Genomic DNA, 20,669 nt, shown 5'->3' with positions numbered 1-20,669 from the left:
TGCCAAACTTTTCGTCCACAAAATAAAAAACAATATTTGCTTTATTTGTACACAAAAGCATAATCCACCTCGTGCGAGTTCCTGACCAAGCAGTCAACAAATTCGCAAGTGCCTCAAAGGGCCGCAGCCACCCTCTCGGGTCCGGCCCTGGAAATAACAATAAAACTCTTGAGGAGTATTCGCTGTGGAAAGCCGCAAATCCGAAGCATCGACGCTGGATCTCTCGCCGCCTTTACGCAATGGCTGGCTGGAGCGCATCTTTAAACTCAGCTTGCATGGCACCACGGTGAAGACCGAGTTGATTGCCGGTCTGACTACCTTCATCACGATGGCTTACATCATCTTCGTCAACCCCAACATCATGGCCGACGCCGGGATCGATCACGGCGCGGCGTTCGTCGCCACCTGCATCGCCGCCGCACTGGGTTGCCTGCTGATGGGCCTGTACGCCAACTGGCCCGTCGGCCTGGCGCCGGGCATGGGCCTGAACGCCTTCTTCACCTACACCGTGGTCGGCACCATGGGCTACAACTGGGAAACCGCCCTCGGTGCGGTGTTCGTGTCCGGTGTGCTGTTCATGATCCTGACCTTCTCGCGCGTGCGCGAATGGCTGCTCAACAGCATTCCGGTGAGCCTGCGCTTCGCCATGGGTGCGGGTGTGGGCCTGTTCCTGGGGCTGATCGGCTTGAAAACCGCCGGCATCATCGTCGACAGTCCAGCCACGCTGATCAAGCTCGGTTCCCTGCGCGAGCCTGGCCCGCTGCTGGCCGCCATCTGCTTTCTGATGATCGCCGTGCTCAGCTACCACAAAGTGTTCGGCGCGATCCTCATCAGCATCATCACCGTGACCCTGGCCGGTTGGGGCCTGGGACTGGTGCATTACGAAGGGATCATGTCGGCACCGCCGAGCCTGGCCCCGACCTGGATGGCAATGAACCTCGCCGGCGTGTTCAACGTCAGCATGATCAGTGTGGTGCTGGCCTTCCTCTTCGTGCACATGTTTGACACCGCCGGCACCTTGATGGGCGTGGCGCAGCGCGCCAACCTGGTCAATGCCGATGGCCGCATCGAAAACCTCTCCCGCGCCATGAAAGCCGACAGCGCCTCCAGCGTATTCGGCGCGATCGTCGGTGTTCCTCCTGTCACCAGCTACGTGGAAAGTGCCGCGGGTGTAGCGGCTGGTGGTCGGACTGGTCTTACCGCAGTGACCGTAGGTGTGCTATTTATTGCAGCCATGTTCTTCGCCCCGCTGGCCGGCATGATTCCCGCCTACGCCACCGCAGGCGCACTGATTTACGTGGCCATGCTGATGATGGGTGGCATGAAGCACATTGAGTGGGACGAAGCGACCGACAGCATTCCGGCGATCGTCACCGCCATCATGATGCCCCTGACCTTTTCGGTCGCTGACGGTATCGCGCTGGGCTTCATCACCTACGTGGTCCTGAAGGCCGGCACTGGCAAGTACAAGGAAATTTCCGCGAGTCTGTGGGTGCTCTGCGCGATCTTCATCGCCAAGTTCATCTTCTTGTAGACCTTACGCGGTACGCGCTTCAAACCAGCCTCACCCCGTCGGGTGAGGCTTTTGTGCAAATGGAGGAAAGTGATGAGTCTGGAAACCTGGCTGCTGTTCAGCGGCGCTGCGCTGGTGGTGATCCTGATACCGGGGCCACTGTCTTTGCTGATGATCAGCAACAGTTTGAATTACGGCCTGGTGCGTTCCTACCCGGCCTTTCTCGGTGGCGTGATGGCCTCGATTGGCCTGCTGAGCGCTTCGGCGCTGGGTCTGGGCGCGCTGCTGCTGGCGTCGGAGCAATTGTTCAGCGCGCTGAAGATCGTCGGAGCGCTGTACCTGTTCTATCTCGCCTGGCAGAGCTGGCAGCAATCGCGTCAACCGTCCCATGGTGCCGAAGTGCCCCAAGCGGCCCCGGTGCCACGCTTTCGTGCCCTGTTCGGGCGTGCCTTCATGCTGGGTGCGAGCAATCCGAAAGACATTCTGTTCTTCGCCGCTTTCCTGCCGCAGTTCTTGAGCGCCGAACAGCCGTTCCTCCCGCAGTTGCTGGTGATGATTGCCACGTGGACCGTGCTGGACCTGCTGTGCAAGTTGGCTTACGGGCTGGGTGCCCATGGCGCGGCGCGGTATCTGCGCAGTGGCAAGGGACAGAGCTGGTTTAACCGGATCAGTGCCGGGTTGTTCAGTGGCGCGGGGGCTGCTTCCCTACTCAGCCGTTAAGAGCTTCGCGGGCAAGCCAACTCCCACAGGTCGTGCGAATGACTTGTAGGAGCTGGCTCGCCGGCGAAAGCGCCAGCACAGGCACCACTTTCCTCCAGGCGAAAAAAAGCCCGCAGTGTGAGCGGGCGAAAGACCAAAGAAGCTATATGCGCAGTCGCTTCCAGGTTGAGGCAGCTGCTTGGGGGATCAGCTGCCGCGATAGGTGGAATAGCTGTAGGGCGAAATCAGCAAGGGCACGTGATAGTGGTCCTGCTCCGCAGAAATGCCAAAACGCAGCACCACCACATCCAGGAACGCCGGTTCCGGCAGTTGAACGCCACGGGCGCGGTAGTAATCGCCCGCATGGAACTGAATCTGGTAGACCCCGGTGCGGTAGTCATCACCTTGCAACAACGGTGCATCGACACGGCCATCGCTGTTGGTTATCGCGTTGGCGACCCATTCCAGCTGCGAACCTTCAACACGGTACAACTCGACCTTGATCGAGCTGCCCGGGCAGCCATGTGCAGCGTCCAAAACATGTGTAGTCAAACGTCCCATTGATTCTGCGCGCCTGGCTGCGTGGAGCAGTCAGACCTCGCGCCTCCCGAAGTCAGTTGAAAAGGAGACCGCACCGTTTCGGAGCACGAAAAGCTGCGGCGAGCGATTGATTAAGACACTTTTCAAAAAAATTGTACACAATAAAAACGACATTTTTACGGCAAGCAGCGCCCTCCATGGATTTCCCGGCGGTTAACTGGCAAACCGCAGGCTGGTTGATCTCTCCAGCCATTAGCTGACCAATCAGGCAGGTTTCTTGCAGGATGGGATCAAGCGCGCGGAAAGATGACCGTTAATGAAAAATGCAAAAAATCAGGCTTACAAAGTGAATATAAAGTTGTATACAATCAGCCCATCGCTGTGACGCCAGCCTGTCTTTCCACTTCAGGCACGCCACACCACCCTGACAGCCACGAATAAGAAGGAAGACTGCAGTGAGCGCTGACTACCCACGCGACCTGATCGGTTACGGCAGTAACCCTCCTCATCCACACTGGCCGGGCAATGCCCGCATCGCCTTGTCCTTCGTGCTCAATTACGAAGAAGGCGGCGAGCGCAACATCCTGCACGGCGACAAAGAATCCGAAGCCTTCCTGTCTGAAATGGTCTCGGCGCAGCCACTGCAAGGCGCGCGCAACATGAGCATGGAATCACTGTACGAGTATGGCAGCCGTGCCGGTGTCTGGCGGATTCTGAAACTGTTCAAGGAATTCGACATTCCGCTGACCATCTTCGCCGTGGCCATGGCCGCCCAGCGCCACCCGGACGTGATCCGCGCCATGGTCGAAGCCGGCCACGAGATCTGCAGCCACGGCTACCGCTGGATCGACTACCAGTACATGGATGAAACCCAGGAACGCGAGCACATGCTCGAAGCGATCCGCATCCTCACCGAAATCACCGGCGAACGCCCGCTGGGCTGGTACACCGGCCGAACCGGCCCGAACACCCGTCGCCTGGTGATGGAAGAAGGCGGTTTCCTCTACGACTGCGACACCTACGACGACGACCTGCCCTACTGGGAACCGAACAACCCGACCGGCAAGCCGCACCTGGTGATCCCGTACACCCTGGACACCAACGACATGCGCTTCACCCAGGTCCAGGGCTTCAACAAGGGCGACGATTTCTTCGAATACCTCAAAGATGCGTTCGACGTGCTGTACGCCGAAGGCGCCGACGCTCCGAAGATGCTGTCGATCGGCCTGCACTGCCGCCTGATTGGCCGTCCGGCGCGTCTGGCCTCGCTCAAGCGCTTTATCGAATACGCTAAAAGTCATGAACAGGTGTGGTTCAGCCGTCGCGTCGACATTGCACGCCACTGGCAAGCAACCCATCCATACCAAGGGGCTGCCAAATGAGCACCTTTCAATCCATCAAGCCATCGACCCTGAGCCGCGACGCGTTCGTCAGCGTGTTCGCCGATATCTACGAACATTCGCCATGGGTGGCCGAAAAAGCCTTCGAGCTCGGCCAGGACGCTTCGATCGACGAGATCGAAACCCTGCACCAGCGCATGAGCGACATCCTGTTGAGTGCTGATCAGCAAAGCCAGCTGGCCCTGATCAACGCTCACCCGGACCTGGCCGGCAAAGCCGCCGTCCAGGGCCAATTGACCGAAGCCAGCACCCATGAACAGGCTGGCGCCGGTATTCACCAATGCACGGCCGAAGAGTTCCAGCGCTTCACCGAGCTGAACGACGCCTACAAAGCCAAGTTCAAGTTTCCCTTCATCATGGCGGTAAAAGGCAGCAACCGGCATCAGATCCTCGCGGCGTTCGAAACGCGCATTCACAACCCGGTCGACACCGAATTCAAGTGCGCGCTGGCGGAGATCAACAAGATCGCCCTGTTCCGATTACTGACCCTATAGCGATCCTGGCCCGAGAAACCTCATGAACGCTTGCGTTTCCCAGGGCCCCGAGAGCATCCCAAGCCAACTTATTAAAGGCAGACAAGAAGAATGAAAGCTTACGCCGTACCTTTCGAGAAGTTCGTCAACCTGGCCGACGCCCGCCTGGGCACCAAAATCATCTCGGTCACCGATGACTGGTTCGCAGACGCCAATCGTCTGTTCCAACCGACCCCGGCCGTCTGGAAGGAGGGCGTGTTCGATGACAACGGCAAGTGGATGGACGGCTGGGAATCGCGCCGCAAGCGCTTCGAAGGCTATGACAGCGCAGTGATCCGCCTGGGCGTGCCGGGCTCGATCAAAGGCGTCGACATCGACACTTCATTCTTCACCGGCAACTTCCCGCCGTCGGCCTCCCTGGAAGCCTGCTTCCTGGCCGAAGGCGAGCCAGACGAAAACACACAGTGGACTGAAGTGCTGTCCGCCGTCGAACTGCAAGGCAACAGCCACCACTACCACGAAATCAACAACGACCAGGCCTTCAGCCACCTGCGTTTCAACATCTACCCGGACGGCGGTGTAGCCCGTCTGCGCGTGTACGGCATTCCGTTCCGTGACTGGTCCGCTGTTGGCGACAACGAGCAAGTCGACCTGGCTGCAGCCCTCAACGGTGGCCGCGCCCTCGCCTGCTCCGACGAACACTTCGGTCGCATGAGCAACATCCTCAACCCGGGCCGTGGCATCAACATGGGCGACGGCTGGGAAACCGCGCGTCGCCGTACACCGGGCAATGACTGGGTGATCGTCGCACTGGGCCACCCGGGCGAAATCGAGAAAATCATCGTCGATACCCTGCACTTCAAGGGCAACTACCCGGACAGCTGCTCGATCCAGGGCGCCTTCGTCAAGGGCGGTACCGACAGCCAGATCGAAACCCAGTCGCTGTTCTGGCGCGAACTGCTGCCAAGCCAGAAGCTGGAAATGCACGCCGAACACACCTTCGCCGAGCAGATCAAGGCACTGGGCCCGATCACCCACATCCGCCTGAACGTGTTCCCGGACGGTGGTGTGAGCCGCCTGCGTGTCTTGGGCAAGGTCGCTAAATAAGCATTGAACCCAATCGCCAGCAGGCTGGCTCCCACACGGAAATGCATTCCAAATAGGGGAGCTGGCTTGCCAGCGATGACGACAGAACCAACAACACAGAATTCGGATAAGAACAGCATGCGCACACTGACGATTGAACCGCTGACCAAAGAAGCCTTCGCCCCTTTCGGTGACGTGATCGAAACCGACGGCAGCGATCACTTCATGATCAACAACGGTTCGACCATGCGCTTCCACAAACTGGCGACGGTGGAAACCGCCACGCCAGAGGACAAGGCGATCATCAGCATTTTCCGCGCCGACGCGCAGGACATGCCGCTGACCGTCAGCATGCTGGAGCGTCATCCGCTGGGCAGCCAGGCGTTCATTCCGCTGCTCGGCAACCCCTTTCTGATCGTGGTCGCGCCACTTGGCGATGAACCTGTATCAGGCTTGGTCCGCGCCTTCGTCACCAACGGCAGGCAGGGCATTAATTACCATCGCGGCGTCTGGCACCACCCGGTGCTGACGATCGAAAAGCGGGATGACTTCCTGGTGGTTGATCGCAGTGGCACAGGCAATAACTGCGATGAGCATTTTTTCAAAGAGGATGAGCGTTTGATCCTCGCCCCCCACCAATAAGAGAAGGTCTGATCACTCGACAACAGAGTGACAGGCGAGAGGTAAAGACTGTGGAAGCACATCTGTTGGAATGGCTGAACCTGAGCGTGCGCTGGGTTCATATGATTACTGGTGTGGCCTGGATCGGCGCATCGTTCTACTTCGTCTGGCTGGAAAACAACCTCAATCGGGTCAACCCGAAAAGTGGTCTGGCCGGTGATTTGTGGGCGATCCACGGCGGCGGTATCTACCACCTGGAAAAATACAAACTGGCCCCACCGACCATGCCGGACAACCTGCACTGGTTCAAATGGGAAGCCTACTTCACCTGGATGTCGGGGATCGCGCTGCTGTGCGTGGTGTTCTACTCCAACCCGACGCTCTACCTGCTGGCTCCCGGCAGCACCCTGAGCGGCCCTGAAGGCGTGGCCATCGGTATCGGCTCGCTGTTCATCGGCTGGTTCGTCTACTCCTTCCTGTGCGACTCGGCCCTGGGCAAACGCCCTGCCCTGCTCGGCTTCATCCTGTTCGTGTTGATCATTGGCGCCGCTTACGGCTTCAGCAAGGTGTTCAGCGGTCGTGGTGCGTACCTGCACGTCGGCGCGATCATCGGCACCATCATGGTCGGTAACGTGTTCCGCATCATCATGCCGGCGCAGCGGGCACTGGTGGCGGCGATTGCCGAGAACCGCACGCCTGATCCGGCGCTGCCCGCCAAAGGCTTGCTGCGTTCGCGTCACAACAACTACTTCACCTTGCCGGTGCTGTTCATCATGATCAGCAACCACTTCCCGAGCACCTACGGCAGCCAATACAACTGGCTGATCCTGGCCGGGATCGCGGTGCTGGCGGTGTTGGTGCGTCATTACTTCAACACCCGTCACGACAGCCACAAGTTTGCCTGGACCTTGCCTGTGGCAGCGGTCGGCATGATCAGCCTGGCCTACGTCACCGGCCCTGCGCCGATGACCAGCCCGGACGTGGCCAAGGCGCCTGCGAAGATCGAATACCAGCCGCTGCCGGAAACAGCATTGGGTGGTGGTTTGAAACCCGCTGAAGCCAAACCTGCAGAAGCACCGGCCGCCGCACCGGCGCAAGCGTCGAATGCGGGTCCTGGCTTCAACAAGGTGCACAGCGTGATTCAGGAACGTTGCGCGGTTTGCCACTCGGCCAAACCGACCAGCCCGCTGTTCAGCGCGGCCCCGGCCGGTGTGATGTTCGACACCCCTGAGCAGATCCGCCAGAACGCTGCGCGTATCCAGGCTCAAGCCGTCGCCAGCCAGATCATGCCCCTGGGCAACATCACCAAGATGACCCAGCAGGAACGTGACCTGATCGGCGCCTGGATCGTTCAGGGAGCACAGACCAACTAATCGTTAAAAGCATCGCTGGCAAGCCAGCTCCCACAGGGTTTTGCACTGCCTGTGTGGGAGCTGGCTTGCCAGCGATTGGCCGCAACGCGGTTTACCTGATGCAAAGAAACAGCTGTGAGCAACCCGGCAGCCGTTCAATCACAAGAATAAAAAAGATCCGAGGTGTTGCATGTCCGAGCTCTCCAAAGCGCGCATCCCCGACGCACCCGCCATTCAGCGTTTGCCCCTTTTGCAACTGATCCTGGTCGGTCTGCAACATGTTCTGCTGATGTACGGCGGTGCCATCGCGGTGCCGCTGATCATCGGACAGGCCGCTGGCCTGAGTCGTGAAGAAATCGCCTTTCTGATTAACGCCGACCTGCTGGTGGCCGGCATTGCTACCATCGTTCAGTCGCTCGGCATCGGTCCCGTGGGCATTCGCATGCCCGTGATGATGGGCGCCAGTTTCGCCGCCGTCGGCAGCATGGTCGCCATGGCCGGCATGCCCGGTATCGGCTTGCAAGGGATCTTCGGCGCGACCATCGCCGCCGGGTTCTTCGGCATGATCATCGCCCCGTTCATGTCCAAGGTTGTACGCTTTTTCCCGCCGCTGGTGACCGGCACGGTCATCACCTCGATCGGTTTGTCGCTGTTCCCCGTGGCCGTGAATTGGGCCGGCGGCGGTGCTGCGGCCAGCCAGTTCGGCTCGCCGATTTACCTGACCATCGCCGCGCTGGTGCTGGGCACCATTTTGCTGGTGCATCGCTTCATGCGCGGTTTCTGGGTCAACATTTCCGTGCTGATCGGCATGTGCCTGGGCTACATACTCTGCGGCCTGCTCGGCATGGTCGACCTCAGTGGCATGACCCAGGCCCCGTGGCTGCAATTCGTCACCCCGCTGCATTTCGGCATGCCGAAATTCGAACTCGCGCCGATCCTGTCGATGTGCCTGGTGGTGGTGATCATCTTCGTCGAGTCCACCGGGATGTTCCTGGCCCTGGGCAAGATCACCGGCCAGGAAGTCTGCCCACGCATGCTGCGTCGCGGCTTGCTGTGCGATGCCGGTGCTTCGTTTGTCGCCGGTTTCTTCAACACCTTCACCCACTCCTCCTTCGCCCAGAACATCGGCCTGGTGCAGATGACCGGCGTGCGTTGCCGCTCGGTGACCATCGTGGCCGGCGGCCTGCTGATCGTCCTCAGCCTGTTGCCCAAAGCCGCGTTCCTGGTGGCGTCGATTCCGCCAGCGGTGCTCGGCGGTGCCGCCATTGCGATGTTCGGCATGGTCGCCGCCACCGGGATCAAGATTCTTCAGGAAGCCGATATCGCTGACCGTCGCAACCAGCTGCTGGTAGCGGTCAGCATCGGTATGGGCCTGATCCCGGTGGTACGTCCTGAGTTCTTTGCCCACCTGCCGGTGTGGATGAGCCCGATCACCCACAGCGGTATCGCCATGGCCACGCTCAGCGCGCTGACCTTGAACCTGCTGTTCAACATCCTCGGCGGCGCCGAACGCGCGGCCATCAACGACTGCCACGCCCACTGACAGGTAACCACCCCCCCCTGTAGGAGCGAGCCCGCTCGCGATGGTCATCAACGATAACGCGTGCATCCAGGATGAGCGCGGTGTCCTTGAGGTTTTCGCGAGCAGGCTCGCTCCTACAGGGCAGGGGTTGCCTGCGCCTGAAAAATAAAAACAAGAAGGAGCAACAGATGATTCGTACCCAGAAAACCATGATGTTGGGCGGTGGCCTTCTGGCCGCCAGCCAGGCCATGGCCGGCGATTTACTGCTGTGGCAAACCAACAGCCTGAGCTATCTGTACGGCAAGGATTTCGCGGTCAACCCGCCGATTCAGCAGACGGTGACCTTCGAGCATGCCGATCGCTGGAAGTACGGCGACAACTTCCTGTTCATCGACAGCACCTACTACAACGGCGAAAAAGACCGAAACAAGGGCGTTCACGCCTACTACGGCGAGTTCAGCCCGCGCCTCTCGTTCGGCAAAATCCTCGACCGCCGCTTTGAACTCGGCCCGATCAAGGACGTATTGCTCGCCATGACCTACGAGAATGGCGAAGACGATACCGAAGCTTATTTGATCGGCCCCGGTTTCGATCTCAAGGTGCCCGGCTTCAACTATGTGACCCTGAACTTCTACCGCCGCCACACCGAAGGTTCACGGCCCGGCGATGGGGTCTGGCAAATCACACCAGGCTGGTCCTATACCCTTCCATTGGGCAATTCGAGCCTGTTGATCGACGGCTACATCGACTGGGTCGTGGACAACGACCAGAACTCACATGGCACCTACCACGCCAACCTGCACTTCAACCCGCAGATCAAATACGACCTGGGCAAAGCCTTGGGTTGGCGCGAAAAACAGGTGTATGTCGGCGCCGAGTACAGTTACTGGAAAGACAAATACGGCATCGAGAACAGCTCCAGACTCGACACCCATGAAAACACCACCAGCCTGCTGGTGAAGGTGCATTTCTAAGATGGCCCGCAATCGTGCCCCAGACCTGCCGTCGGTGCGCTGTTGCGGGGCACTTGAGACCTGGCCGAGGAGTCAGTATTCTCCGCGGCCGCCTGAATCCGCTTTAAAAAAAAGCCCGGATTTAATTCCTGACCAGAAAGCCAACTTATCCCGGCTCTGGACGGTACCAAGGCATCCCCAATCCCCTCTCAATCGACTGTTCCTGAGCAGCCGAGCGGGAGTTTTTTTGCTTTTCGAATGCCTTGGCGCAGCTTTTGCTAACAGCACTAAAGCTGACCGATTGGATGATTTTTATCGCTACAGAAAAAGGCGCCACACCAGAGCGTCGACCTTAAAAAAAATAACGTGGAACCACTGACATTTTTGGGAGCAACCGAATGAAACGTACGTGCACTAGCCTGATGCTGGCCGGATCGATGCTGGCAGGGGGCCAGGCCATGGCCGGCGATTTGCTGCAATGGCAGAACAACAGCCTGACCTATCTGTATGGCAAGGACTTCCAGGTCAACCCGCGCATTCAGCAGACAGTGACCTTCGAACACGCCGATGGCTGGAAATACGGCGACAACTTCATGTTCGTCGACAAGATTTTCTACAACGGCAAGGACGACAGTTACGCCGGCTCGAACACCTACTACGGTGAAATCAGCCCGCGGCTGTCGTTCGGCAAAATCTTCGATCAGAAACTCGAGTTGGGTCCGATCAAAGACGTGTTGCTCGCCATGACTTACGAGTTCGGTGAAAACGATACCGAGTCCTACCTGATCGGTCCCGGTTTCGACCTGGCCATCCCCGGTTTCGACTACTTCCAGTTGAACTTCTACAACCGCCACACCGAAGGCAGCCGTGCGGGCGACAACGTCTGGCAGATCACGCCCGTCTGGTCCTACACCATTGGGGTGGGCGACTCGGACGTACTGATCGACGGCTACATGGACTGGGTGGTCGATAACGACAAGAACGCCAAAGGCACCTACCACGCCAACCTGCACTTCAATCCGCAGATCAAATACGACCTGGGCAAAGCGCTGAATTTCGGCGCGAAGCAGTTGTATGTGGGGGTTGAGTACGATTATTGGAAAGACAAGTACGGCATTGAAGACAGCCAGTACTTCAAGACCGACCAGAGCGTGACCAGCTTCCTGGTGAAGTTCCACTTCTGATCCTATAGAAGCGAGCCTGCTCGCGATGGATCAGAGAGCGCCACGGGGTGTCAGGCTCCCAGCGTCATCGTTAACGTCCATCGCGAGCAGGCTCGCTCCTACAACCCGAGAAACCGGCGCAGCTCTTCCTTCTTGGCCAATGCGTCCCGCCGCCCCAAATCAATCAGCTCGCTGCAATACCCCGCCTCGAACAGCAGATAACTCAGGACCCCCGCCCCACTGGTCTTTGTCGCACCCGGCCCGCGCAGGAACAGGCGCAACGCCGCAGGCAATTCCTGGCGATGGCGCGCGGCAATCTCGTCGATGGGCTGGCTGGGAGAAATCACCAGCACCTCCACCGGCGCCACGCCCAGCGCCCGGGTTGGCGCACCGTCGGGCAACAAATGACTGAACTGATTCAATCGCTGCAGCAGTTCGATGTCGCTTTCCAGGCTGTCAATGAACGTACTGTTGAGCATGTGCCCGCCGATCTGCGCCAGGGTTGGCTGTTGACCGGTGTAGGCACGTTGCAGCGGCTGCTCGGGGTCGACCCCGCGCGGGTTGCCGCTGACGCCCACCACCAGTACTCGACTGGCGCCCAGGTGCAGCGCCGGACTGATGGGGGCCGATTGGCGCACCGCACCATCGCCGAAATACTCCTCGCCGATTTTCACCGGGGCGAACAGAAGAGGAATGGCCGAACTGGCCAACAAATGATCAACGGACAACCGGGTGGGAATGCCGATCCGCCGATGGCGCAGCCAGGAGTCGATGGTGCCGCCCCCTTGATAGAAGGTCACAGCCTGGCCTGACTCATATCCGAAGGCGGTGACGGCCACCGCATGCAACTGCTTTTGCGCGATGGCTTCGGCAATGCCGTCCATCTGCAATCTGTCGTGGAGCAGCCTGCGCAACGGCGAGCTATTAACCAGGGCCACCGGGACCCGGGCGCCAAGCCCCAGCAAGCTGTGACTGACGAAGCGGCTGGCCTGGTGGATCACCCCCGGCCAGTCACTGCGCAGCACCAGATGACTGCGAAAGCCTTGCCAGAACGCCGTCAGGCGTTCGATGGCCGCGCGAAAATCCGTCGCGCCGCTGGCCAGGCTGACCGCGTTGATCGCCCCGGCGGAAGTGCCGACGATCACCGGAAACGGATTGTCCGCGCCCAACGGCAACAACTCGGCAATCGCCGCCAGGACGCCGACCTGATAGGCCGCCCGCGCCCCACCGCCGGAAAGAATCAACCCTGTAACCGGTTCCCTTGGACTCATGCACAACGCTCCATGGTGCTTTATGGGATGTCACTGCAGAAGCGAGCCTGCTCGCCGAGTTCATCAACGATAACGCCGGGGGGGCCTGACACCCCACGGCGCTCTCAGGCTTTTCGCGAGCAGGCTCGCTCCTACAGGAGATCGTGCTTCAACCGCGTTTGGCGTACAGCTTGGGCTCGCCGGGTGGACGGCTCTTGAAGCGGCGATGGGCCCAGAGGTATTGCTCCGGGCGTTCGCGCAAGACACCTTCGATCCACTGGTTGATTCGCAGGCAATCGGCCTCTTCGGTTTCACCGGGGAAGCCTTCGAGCGGCGCGTGAATCACCAGGCGATATCCGCTGCCGTCCGCCAGGCGCTCCTGGGTGAACGGCACCACCAATGCCTTGCCCAGCCGTGCGAACTTGCTGGTGGCGGTGACAGTGGCCGCCTGGATACCAAACAATGGCACGAAGATACTTTGCTTGGCGCCGTAGTCTTGATCCGGCGCATACCAGATGGCCCGGCCTGCCCGCAGCAACTTGAGCATGCCGCGCACGTCCTCACGCTCAACCGCCAGCGAATCAAGGTTATGCCGTTCACGGCCACGGCGCTGGATGAAGTCGAACAACGGGTTTTTGTGTTCGCGGTACATGCCGTCGATGGTGTGTTGCTGGCCCAGCAAAGCGGCGCCGATTTCCAGCGTGGTGAAATGCAGCGCCATCAGGATCACGCCCTTGCCGTCGCGCTGGGCCTGCTTCAAATGCTCCAGCCCTTCGACATGGGCCAGCTTCGCCAGACGCTTGCGTGACCACCACCAGCTCATGGCCATTTCGAAAAAGGCGATGCCGGTGGAGGCAAAATTTTCCTTGAGCAGGCGTTTGCGCTCGGCAGCGCTCTTTTCAGGGAAACACAGCTCAAGATTGCGCTTGGCGATGCGCCGTCGGTCGCCGGCCACCCGATACATGAGCGCGCCCAACACACGACCGATCCACAACAATGCCGGATACGGCAACTGCACAATCAGCCACAACAGCCCCAGGCCGCACCACAGCGGCCAGAAGCGCGGAGAAAGAAAGGTTGTTCGAAAACGCGGGCGATCCATTAAAGCTTCCGAAAAGACGATGGCCGCGCATTCTACATCGTTCGACCCGGCTTGCGGCCTGCGGGCGTTCTCGTTATAAGTCTCGGCACTTTTAGTGACAAGTCGTTGTATGCCGATCATGAGCCAAACCGAACCGCTAGACCAAGATCCCGTGTTCCAGCTGAAGGGCAGCATGCTCGCCATTACGGTGCTGGAACTGGCCCGTAACGACCTCAAAAGCCTTGACCGGCAACTGGCCGCCAAGGTCGCCCAGGCGCCGAACTTCTTCAGCAACGCGCCGCTGGTACTGGCCCTTGACAAACTGCCGGCCAACGAAGGCTCCGTCGACTTGCCGGGGCTGATGCGCGTCTGCCGCCAGCATGGTCTGCGCACCCTGGCGATCCGCGCCAACCGCATCGAAGACATTGCGGCCGCCATTGCCGTCGATCTGCCCGTGTTGCCGCCCTCCGGCGCCCGTGAGCGACCGTTGGACCTGAACGAAGGCGTGGTGGTGAAAAAACCGGAAAAACCACCGGAGCCGACCATCAAGCCGACGAAAATCATCACCTCGCCAGTGCGCGGTGGTCAGCAGATCTATGCTCAGGGCAGCGACCTGGTGGTGATCTCGTCGGTCAGCCCCGGCGCGGAACTTCTCGCCGATGGCAACATCCATGTATACGGCCCCATGCGTGGCCGTGTGTTGGCCGGGGTCAAAGGCGACACGAAAGCCAGGATTTTCTGTCAGCAAATGAGCGCTGAACTGGTCTCCATCGCCGGTCATTACAAGGTTTCCGAGGACTTGCGTCGCGACCCTCTATGGGGTTCGGGCGTACAGGTCAGCCTGTCGGGCGACGTGTTGAACATCATTCGGCTTTAACGGATACTGCCGCATTTTCCAAGCATCTCTAAAACGTAGCGAAAACGGCTCAAACGAAGTAGGAAAAAGGTCGAAAGCAGTGTTTACCGGGGGTAAACGCCGCCAGGGACCGGGTTCCAGCCAAGGCTGTCCGACTGCAGTAGTTTTCAAGAGATGTTTTTCAGGGGCTAAAAGTCCTTTTTCCTTAGGGGTGAAACACCTTGGCCAAGATTCTCGTGGTTACATCCGGCAAGGGTGGTGTGGGTAAGACCACCACCAGCGCCGCTATCGGTACAGGCCTCGCTTTGCGCGGTCACAAAACAGTTATCGTCGACTTCGACGTCGGCCTGCGTAACCTCGACTTGATCATGGGTTGCGAGCGCCGCGTGGTGTATGACTTCGTCAACGTCGTCAACGGCGAAGCCAACCTGCAACAGGCCCTGATCAAAGACAAGCGCCTGGAAAACCTCTACGTCCTGGCCGCCAGCCAGACCCGCGATAAAGACGCGCTGACCGTTGAAGGCGTGGAAAAAGTCCTGATGGAGCTCAAGGAACAGTTTGAGTTCGTCGTCTGCGACTCCCCGGCCGGCATCGAAAAAGGCGCCCACCTGGCCATGTACTTCGCTGACGAAGCGATTGTCGTGACCAACCCGGAAGTGTCCTCGGTTCGTGACTCCGACCGCATGCTCGGCCTGCTGGCCAGCAAGTCCCGTCGTGCCGAACAAGGTCAGGATCCGATCAAGGAACACCTGCTGATTACCCGTTACAACCCGGAGCGTGTGAGCAAAGGCGAAATGCTCGGCGTGGAAGACGTCAAGGAAATCCTCTCGGTGACCCTGCTCGGCGTGATCCCGGAATCCCAGGCGGTGCTCAAGGCATCCAACCAGGGCGTGCCGGTGATTCTCGACGACCAGAGCGATGCCGGCCAGGCCTACAGCGATACCGTTGATCGCCTGCTGGGCAAGTCCGTGAATCATCGATTCCTCGATGTACAGAAGAAGGGATTCTTCGAGCGCCTGTTTGGAGGCAACTAAGCAATGAACCTTTTTGACTTCTTTCGTGCCAACAAAAAGCAAAGCACCGCGTCGGTAGCGAAAGAGCGTCTACAGATCATCGTGGCGCACGAACGCGGCCAACGCAGCACCCCGGACTACCTGCCGGCCTTGCAGAAGGAACTGGTCGAGGTTATCCGCAAGTACGTCAATATCGGGTCCGATGACGTGCACGTCGCACTGGAAAGCCAGGGCAGCTGCTCGATTCTGGAACTCAACATCACCCTGCCAGATCGCTGAGTCGATCCGGCAGGAGCCACGGCGGCTCGATCATTCGAAACGTCTTCCCTGTGGGAGCTGGCTTGCCAGCGATAGCATCAACGCGTTGTGACAGTCAGACCGCGTTGCCTGCATCGCCAGCAAGCCAGCTCCCACAGAGAGGAGCGTATGAATGATCGAGCCGCCGTTGGCGTTTGTAACGAGGCTGTTTTAATGCCGTTGTCCAATATCCACATCCTTCACCAGGACGCCGCCGTGCTGGTGGTGAACAAGCCGACCCTGTTGCTTTCCGTCCCCGGCCGGGCCGATGACAACAAGGACTGTCTGATCACCCGTCTGCAAGAAAATGGCTACCCGGAAGCGCGAATCGTCCACCGACTGGATTGGGAAACGTCCGGCATCATTCTGCTGGCCCGTGACCCGGACACGCATCGCGAGCTGTCCCGGCAGTTTCACGACCGCGAAACCGAAAAAGCCTACACCGCTCTGTGCTGGGGTCAGCCGGAACTGGACAGCGGCAGCATCGATTTGCCGCTGCGCTACGACCCACCGACCAAGCCACGCCACGTGGTTGACCATGAATTCGGCAAACACGCCCTGACGTTCTGGCGTGTGCTGGAGCGTTGCGGCGACTGGTGCCGCGTCGAGCTGACACCCATCACCGGTCGCTCTCACCAACTGCGCGTGCACATGCTGTCCATCGGCCATCCGTTGCTGGGCGACGGGCTCTACGCCCACGAGCAGGCACTGGCCGCCTGGCCGCGACTGTGCCTGCATGCGAGCATGCTCAGTTTCACCCATCCCCAAACCGGTGAACGCCTGCGTTTCGAGTGCCCGGCACCGTTCTGAACCACGGGCACAAAACCTGTGGGAGCACGCTCGCTCCCACAGGGATCTCGTCCAGATTCAATTTCAGTGACCAGCCGCACCATCAGTGCGACGCCATTTACCAGGCCAATACGTTAAACTGGCGCCATTGCTGTCTGGAGTTAGTACATGCGCGAAGAGTTGAACCAAGGCCTGATCGACTTCCTCAAGGCCTCCCCCACCCCGTTCCACGCCACCGCCAGCCTAGTTCAGCGTCTGGAAGCGGCGGGCTATCAGCGCCTCGACGAGCGCGAGCCATGGAATACCGAGACCAATGGCCGCTACTACGTCACCCGTAACGACTCTTCGATCGTCGCGATCAAGATGGGCCGCCACTCGCCTCTGCACGGCGGTATTCGCCTGGTGGGCGCCCACACGGACAGCCCGTGCCTGCGGGTCAAGCCGCAGCCGGAACTGCAGCGCCAGGGTTTCTGGCAGCTGGGTGTCGAAGTCTATGGCGGCGCACTGCTGGCCCCCTGGTTCGACCGTGACCTGTCCCTGGCTGGCCGCGTGACCTTCCGTCGCGACGGCAAGGTCGAGAGCCAGTTGATCGACTTCAAGGCACCGATTGCGATCATCCCGAACCTGGCCATTCACCTCAATCGCGAAGCCAACATGGGCTGGGCGATCAACGCCCAGACCGAGCTGCCGCCTGTGCTTGCGCAGTTTGCCGGTGACGAACGCGTGGACTTCCGCGCCGTGCTCACCGACCAGCTCGCCCGCGAACACGGTCTGAACGCCGACGTCGTGCTTGATTACGAGTTGAGTTTCTACGACACCCAAAGCGCCGCCGTCATCGGCCTGCATGGCGACTTCATCGCCGGCGCGCGCCTGGACAACCTGCTGTCGTGCTACGCCGGCCTGCAAGCGCTGCTCAACGCCGACACTGAAGAAACCTGCGTATTGGTCTGCAACGACCACGAAGAAGTCGGTTCCTGCTCGGCGTGCGGCGCCGATGGCCCGATGCTGGAGCAGACGCTGCGCCGCCTGCTGCCCGAAGGTGATGAATTCGTACGGACCATCCAGAAATCCCTGCTGGTCTCGGCGGACAACGCTCACGGCGTGCACCCGAACTACGCCGACAAGCATGACGCCAACCACGGCCCGAAACTCAACGCCGGCCCGGTGATCAAGGTCAACAGCAACCAGCGCTACGCCACCAACAGCGAAACCGCCGGGTTCTTCCGCCACCTGTGCATGGCCGAAGAAGTGCCGGTGCAAAGCTTCGTGGTGCGCAGCGACATGGGCTGTGGCTCGACCATCGGCCCGATCACCGCCAGCCACCTGGGGGTACGCACCGTGGACATCGGCCTGCCGACCTTCGCCATGCACTCGATTCGCGAACTGTGCGGCAGCCATGACCTGGCACACCTGGTCAAAGTGTTGAGCGCGTTCTACGCCAGCCGCGAACTGCCGTAACCCCTGGAAAACGTCGCGGGCAAGCCCGCTCCCACAGGATTCGCATTCACCTGTGGGAGCGGGCTTGCCCGCGATGACGCCAGCTCACTCAATGCAAAGTTCATGATTGCAGTGGTTCATTTCTGATACACATCATCCCGCCCCACCAAAAGCCACCTAAACTTTAACCATCGCTTTCGACAAGGCAGTCGCCATGATCTCACTCTCTTCGTTCCACGCCATGCTGATCCCGATTCTGACCGGGATGATTCTGCTGGCCGTCGGCTTCAATTTTCGCGACAAGAATCTCGGCGTGTTCGCCATGTGGATCGGCATGCTCACCATCCTCGCCACCGTGGTGTTCAAGATCCTCGCCAAACTCAACGAATAAATCCTCCCCTCGACTCGCATTGGTTTTCGCAGGCTCGTACACTCGATCGACCCGCTCACCCCGAGGTTGACCGCCTAGTGTTCGCTCGCCTGCTCGCCCTACCGTGCCTGTTCCTGCTCTGCCTCATGACGCTGCTGCCGATGGCGCCTGCCCAGGCGGTCGGTCTGCCAAGCCTGCTCAGCCCGGCAAAAACCCAGCCCGAGGCACAGGAACCCTTGGGGCAATCCCTGGACGAAGTGATCAAATCACTGGAGAACGATCAGCAGCGAGCCCAGCTACTGGCGGATCTGAAGAAGCTGCGCGACGCCACGAAAAAGGCCCAACCCATCACCGAAGAGGGCGTGCTGGGCCTGATTGGCGGGACCCTGGCCAGTCTCGGAAAACAGTTTTCCGAAGCCGACAGCCCGATCACCCGTTGGTCCAACGAGTTCGACCTGGCCACCAACGAACTGATGGCACTGGCGCTGCCGGCCAGTGAATGGCTACCCATCGCCTTCGCCTTCGCCATGATCCTGATGGTCTGGAGCCTGCTGGCGGCAGCGCTGATCTGGATCAGCCATCGGGTGCGCATGCGCTTCGGCCTCACCGAAGAACTGCCGCAACACCCCAAGGCCCTGGACATGCTGCGTTTCGCGTTGCGAAAACTCGGCCCCTGGCTGATTGCCTTGGTCATCACGGTGTACATGAGCTACGCGCTACCCTCGTCGTTGGGCAAAAGCCTGGCCATGGTGCTGGCCTATGCGCTGGTAGTCGGCACCTGTTTTTCCGCGATCTGCGTGATCGCCTTTTCCTTGCTCGAAGGTCCGCACCGCCACCGCGCCTTGTACATCCTTCGGCATCAGGCCTTCCGGCCGTTGTGGCTGATCGGCAGCTTCGCCGCGTTCGGTGAAGCGCTGAACGACCCACGCCTGATCGACAGCCTTGGCAGACATTTGGCGCACACCGCCGCGACGGCGGCCAATGTATTGGCTGCGCTGTCCACCGGTTTGTTCATCTTGCGATTCCGTCGGCCGATTGCCCACTTGATCCGCAATCAGCCGCTGTCCCGGCGCCTGACCCGCCGCGCCCTTAGCGATACCATCGAAATTCTTGGCACCTTCTGGTACGTGCCGGCACTGGTGCTGGTAGGGATTTCCCTGTTCGCCACCTTTGTCTCGGCCGGAGACACCAGCACCGCACTGCGTCAGTCGCTGATCTGCACCGTGCTGCTGGTGCTGTGCATGGTGATCAACGGTCTGGTGCGTCGCCATGCCCTCAAGCCGCAACGCGGCGTGAAGCGCCACGCACTGTACTCGGAACGCCTGAACAGCTTTTTCTATACCCTCGCCCACCTGCTGGTGTGGCTGGCGTTCATAGAACTCGGCCTGCGGGTCTGGGGCATGTCGCTGATCCGCTTCACCGAAGGCGAAGGCCATGAGGTCAGCGTCAAACTGTTCAGCCTCGGTGGCACGCTGATCTTTGCCTGGCTGATCTGGATTCTCAGCGATACCGCCGTGCATCACGCCCTCACCCGCTCGCGCAAAGGCCTGGCCAATGCCCGTGCGCAGACGATGATGCCGCTGATTCGCAACGTGCTGTTCGTGGCAATCTTCATCATCGCGCTGATCGTCGCCCTGGCGAACATGGGCATGAATGTCACGCCGCTGCTGGCCGGTGCCGGCGTGATCGGCCTGGCGATCGGTTTCGGTGCCCAGTCGCTGGTGGCCGACCTGATCACCGGGCTGTTCATCATCATTGAAGACTCCCTGGCCATCGATGACTACGTCGACGTCGGCGGCCACATGGGGACCGTCGAAGGCCTGACCATTCGTACCGTGCGCCTGCGGGATATCGACGGCATCGTCCACACCATTCCGTTCAGCGAAATCAAAAGCATCAAAAACTATTCACGGGAATTCGGCTACGCGATCTTCCGGGTCGCGGTGCCTGCGAGCATGGATATCGACAACGCGATCAAACTGATGCGCGAGGTCGGCCAGAAAATGCGCACCGATCCGCTGCAACGGCGCGACATCTGGTCGCCGCTGGAGATTCAGGGTGTGGAAAGCTTCGAGTCCGGCAACGCGATTCTGCGCGCCCGCTTCAAGACCGCGCCGATCAAACAATGGGAAGTGTCCCGGGCGTTCAACCTGTTGCTGAAACGGCATCTGGATGAAGCCGGAATGGATCTGGCCACCCCGCGGATGAGCGTGCAGGTCATCACGGCCGGCGGTGGACCGCAAAAGGAATGAAC

General features: G+C 60.0%; 20 protein-coding genes. 17 read left to right on the top strand and 3 right to left on the bottom strand.

What is annotated here, in order from left to right:
• Positions 1 to 184: 184 nt before the first annotated feature.
• Both ACX3YD_RS07860 and ACX3YD_RS07855 read left to right on the top strand, forming a co-directional pair.
• Positions 185 to 1,534, top strand: coding sequence for an NCS2 family permease (locus ACX3YD_RS07860; RefSeq protein ID WP_047531652.1), 1,350 nt, complete (start codon positions 185 to 187; stop codon positions 1,532 to 1,534).
• Between the two features lie 72 nt (positions 1,535 to 1,606).
• Positions 1,607 to 2,233, top strand: coding sequence for a LysE family translocator (locus ACX3YD_RS07855; protein WP_047531655.1), 627 nt, complete (start codon positions 1,607 to 1,609; stop codon positions 2,231 to 2,233).
• A gap of 186 nt (positions 2,234 to 2,419) precedes the next feature.
• Here the strand turns inward: ACX3YD_RS07855 and uraH are convergent, their stop codons facing one another.
• Positions 2,420 to 2,773 carry a hydroxyisourate hydrolase gene (gene uraH / locus ACX3YD_RS07850; protein ID WP_103402578.1) on the bottom strand — a complete coding sequence of 118 codons (354 nt, stop codon included), beginning with the start codon at positions 2,771 to 2,773 and terminating at the stop codon, positions 2,420 to 2,422.
• A 434-nt stretch (positions 2,774 to 3,207) separates the two neighbouring features.
• Between uraH and puuE the strand changes: the two genes are divergently transcribed.
• The 8 genes from puuE to ACX3YD_RS07810 all read left to right on the top strand — a co-directional run bounded on the left by puuE (position 3,208) and on the right by ACX3YD_RS07810 (position 11,343).
• Positions 3,208 to 4,134, top strand: a complete 927-nt coding sequence (gene puuE / locus ACX3YD_RS07845; protein WP_458959604.1) for an allantoinase PuuE — start codon at positions 3,208 to 3,210, stop codon at positions 4,132 to 4,134.
• Complete coding sequence (uraD, locus tag ACX3YD_RS07840; RefSeq protein ID WP_103402576.1) at positions 4,131 to 4,646, top strand: 2-oxo-4-hydroxy-4-carboxy-5-ureidoimidazoline decarboxylase; 516 nt, start codon at positions 4,131 to 4,133, stop codon at positions 4,644 to 4,646. Before puuE ends, uraD begins: the two co-directional genes overlap by 4 nt.
• 90 nt (positions 4,647 to 4,736) lie before the next feature.
• Entirely contained in the window at positions 4,737 to 5,732 is a 996-nt protein-coding gene (gene alc, locus ACX3YD_RS07835; protein WP_047531665.1) for an allantoicase, read from the top strand.
• A 117-nt stretch (positions 5,733 to 5,849) separates the two neighbouring features.
• Entirely contained in the window at positions 5,850 to 6,353 is a 504-nt protein-coding gene (locus ACX3YD_RS07830) for an ureidoglycolate lyase (protein WP_007988150.1), read from the top strand.
• Positions 6,354 to 6,403: 50 nt separating this feature from the next.
• Complete coding sequence (locus tag ACX3YD_RS07825) at positions 6,404 to 7,705, top strand: urate hydroxylase PuuD (RefSeq protein ID WP_196585639.1); 1,302 nt, start codon at positions 6,404 to 6,406, stop codon at positions 7,703 to 7,705.
• A gap of 169 nt (positions 7,706 to 7,874) precedes the next feature.
• Complete coding sequence (locus ACX3YD_RS07820; RefSeq protein WP_458959603.1) at positions 7,875 to 9,227, top strand: nucleobase:cation symporter-2 family protein; 1,353 nt, start codon at positions 7,875 to 7,877, stop codon at positions 9,225 to 9,227.
• Positions 9,228 to 9,394: 167 nt separating this feature from the next.
• On the top strand, positions 9,395 to 10,180 hold the full coding sequence (locus ACX3YD_RS07815; protein WP_103402573.1) for an outer membrane protein OmpK: 786 nt from the start codon (positions 9,395 to 9,397) through the stop codon (positions 10,178 to 10,180).
• Positions 10,181 to 10,557: 377 nt separating this feature from the next.
• The gene (locus tag ACX3YD_RS07810) at positions 10,558 to 11,343 is read left to right on the top strand and encodes an outer membrane protein OmpK (RefSeq protein WP_103402572.1); all 786 of its coding nucleotides are present in this window, start codon (positions 10,558 to 10,560) and stop codon (positions 11,341 to 11,343) included.
• Between the two features lie 98 nt (positions 11,344 to 11,441).
• Here the strand turns inward: ACX3YD_RS07810 and ACX3YD_RS07805 are convergent, their stop codons facing one another.
• On the bottom strand, positions 11,442 to 12,593 hold the full coding sequence (locus ACX3YD_RS07805; RefSeq protein ID WP_103402571.1) for a patatin-like phospholipase family protein: 1,152 nt from the start codon (positions 12,591 to 12,593) through the stop codon (positions 11,442 to 11,444).
• A 148-nt stretch (positions 12,594 to 12,741) separates the two neighbouring features.
• The gene (locus ACX3YD_RS07800; RefSeq protein ID WP_458959602.1) at positions 12,742 to 13,674 is read right to left on the bottom strand and encodes a lipid A biosynthesis lauroyl acyltransferase; all 933 of its coding nucleotides are present in this window, start codon (positions 13,672 to 13,674) and stop codon (positions 12,742 to 12,744) included.
• 118 nt (positions 13,675 to 13,792) lie between these two features.
• Here ACX3YD_RS07800 and minC point away from each other — a divergent pair, with 118 nt between their 5' ends.
• The 7 genes from minC to ACX3YD_RS07765 all read left to right on the top strand — a co-directional run bounded on the left by minC (position 13,793) and on the right by ACX3YD_RS07765 (position 20,667).
• On the top strand, positions 13,793 to 14,530 hold the full coding sequence (gene minC / locus ACX3YD_RS07795; protein ID WP_458959601.1) for a septum site-determining protein MinC: 738 nt from the start codon (positions 13,793 to 13,795) through the stop codon (positions 14,528 to 14,530).
• 200 nt (positions 14,531 to 14,730) lie between these two features.
• Positions 14,731 to 15,543, top strand: a complete 813-nt coding sequence (gene minD, locus ACX3YD_RS07790; RefSeq protein WP_047531687.1) for a septum site-determining protein MinD — start codon at positions 14,731 to 14,733, stop codon at positions 15,541 to 15,543.
• A 3-nt stretch (positions 15,544 to 15,546) separates the two neighbouring features.
• Positions 15,547 to 15,801 carry a cell division topological specificity factor MinE gene (minE, locus tag ACX3YD_RS07785; RefSeq protein ID WP_007974947.1) on the top strand — a complete coding sequence of 85 codons (255 nt, stop codon included), beginning with the start codon at positions 15,547 to 15,549 and terminating at the stop codon, positions 15,799 to 15,801.
• Positions 15,802 to 15,993: 192 nt separating this feature from the next.
• Entirely contained in the window at positions 15,994 to 16,629 is a 636-nt protein-coding gene (locus tag ACX3YD_RS07780; protein ID WP_047531695.1) for an RluA family pseudouridine synthase, read from the top strand.
• 147 nt (positions 16,630 to 16,776) lie between these two features.
• Entirely contained in the window at positions 16,777 to 18,066 is a 1,290-nt protein-coding gene (locus ACX3YD_RS07775; RefSeq protein ID WP_047531698.1) for a M18 family aminopeptidase, read from the top strand.
• A gap of 193 nt (positions 18,067 to 18,259) precedes the next feature.
• The gene (locus ACX3YD_RS07770; protein ID WP_167361786.1) at positions 18,260 to 18,436 is read left to right on the top strand and encodes a hypothetical protein; all 177 of its coding nucleotides are present in this window, start codon (positions 18,260 to 18,262) and stop codon (positions 18,434 to 18,436) included.
• Between the two features lie 77 nt (positions 18,437 to 18,513).
• The gene (locus ACX3YD_RS07765; protein ID WP_103402569.1) at positions 18,514 to 20,667 is read left to right on the top strand and encodes a mechanosensitive ion channel family protein; all 2,154 of its coding nucleotides are present in this window, start codon (positions 18,514 to 18,516) and stop codon (positions 20,665 to 20,667) included.
• The last annotated feature ends 2 nt before the right edge of the window (positions 20,668 to 20,669 follow it).

It is taken from the genome of Pseudomonas fluorescens group sp. PF-1, assembly GCF_054481335.1.
This window is presented reverse-complemented; position numbering and strand designations above follow the sequence as displayed.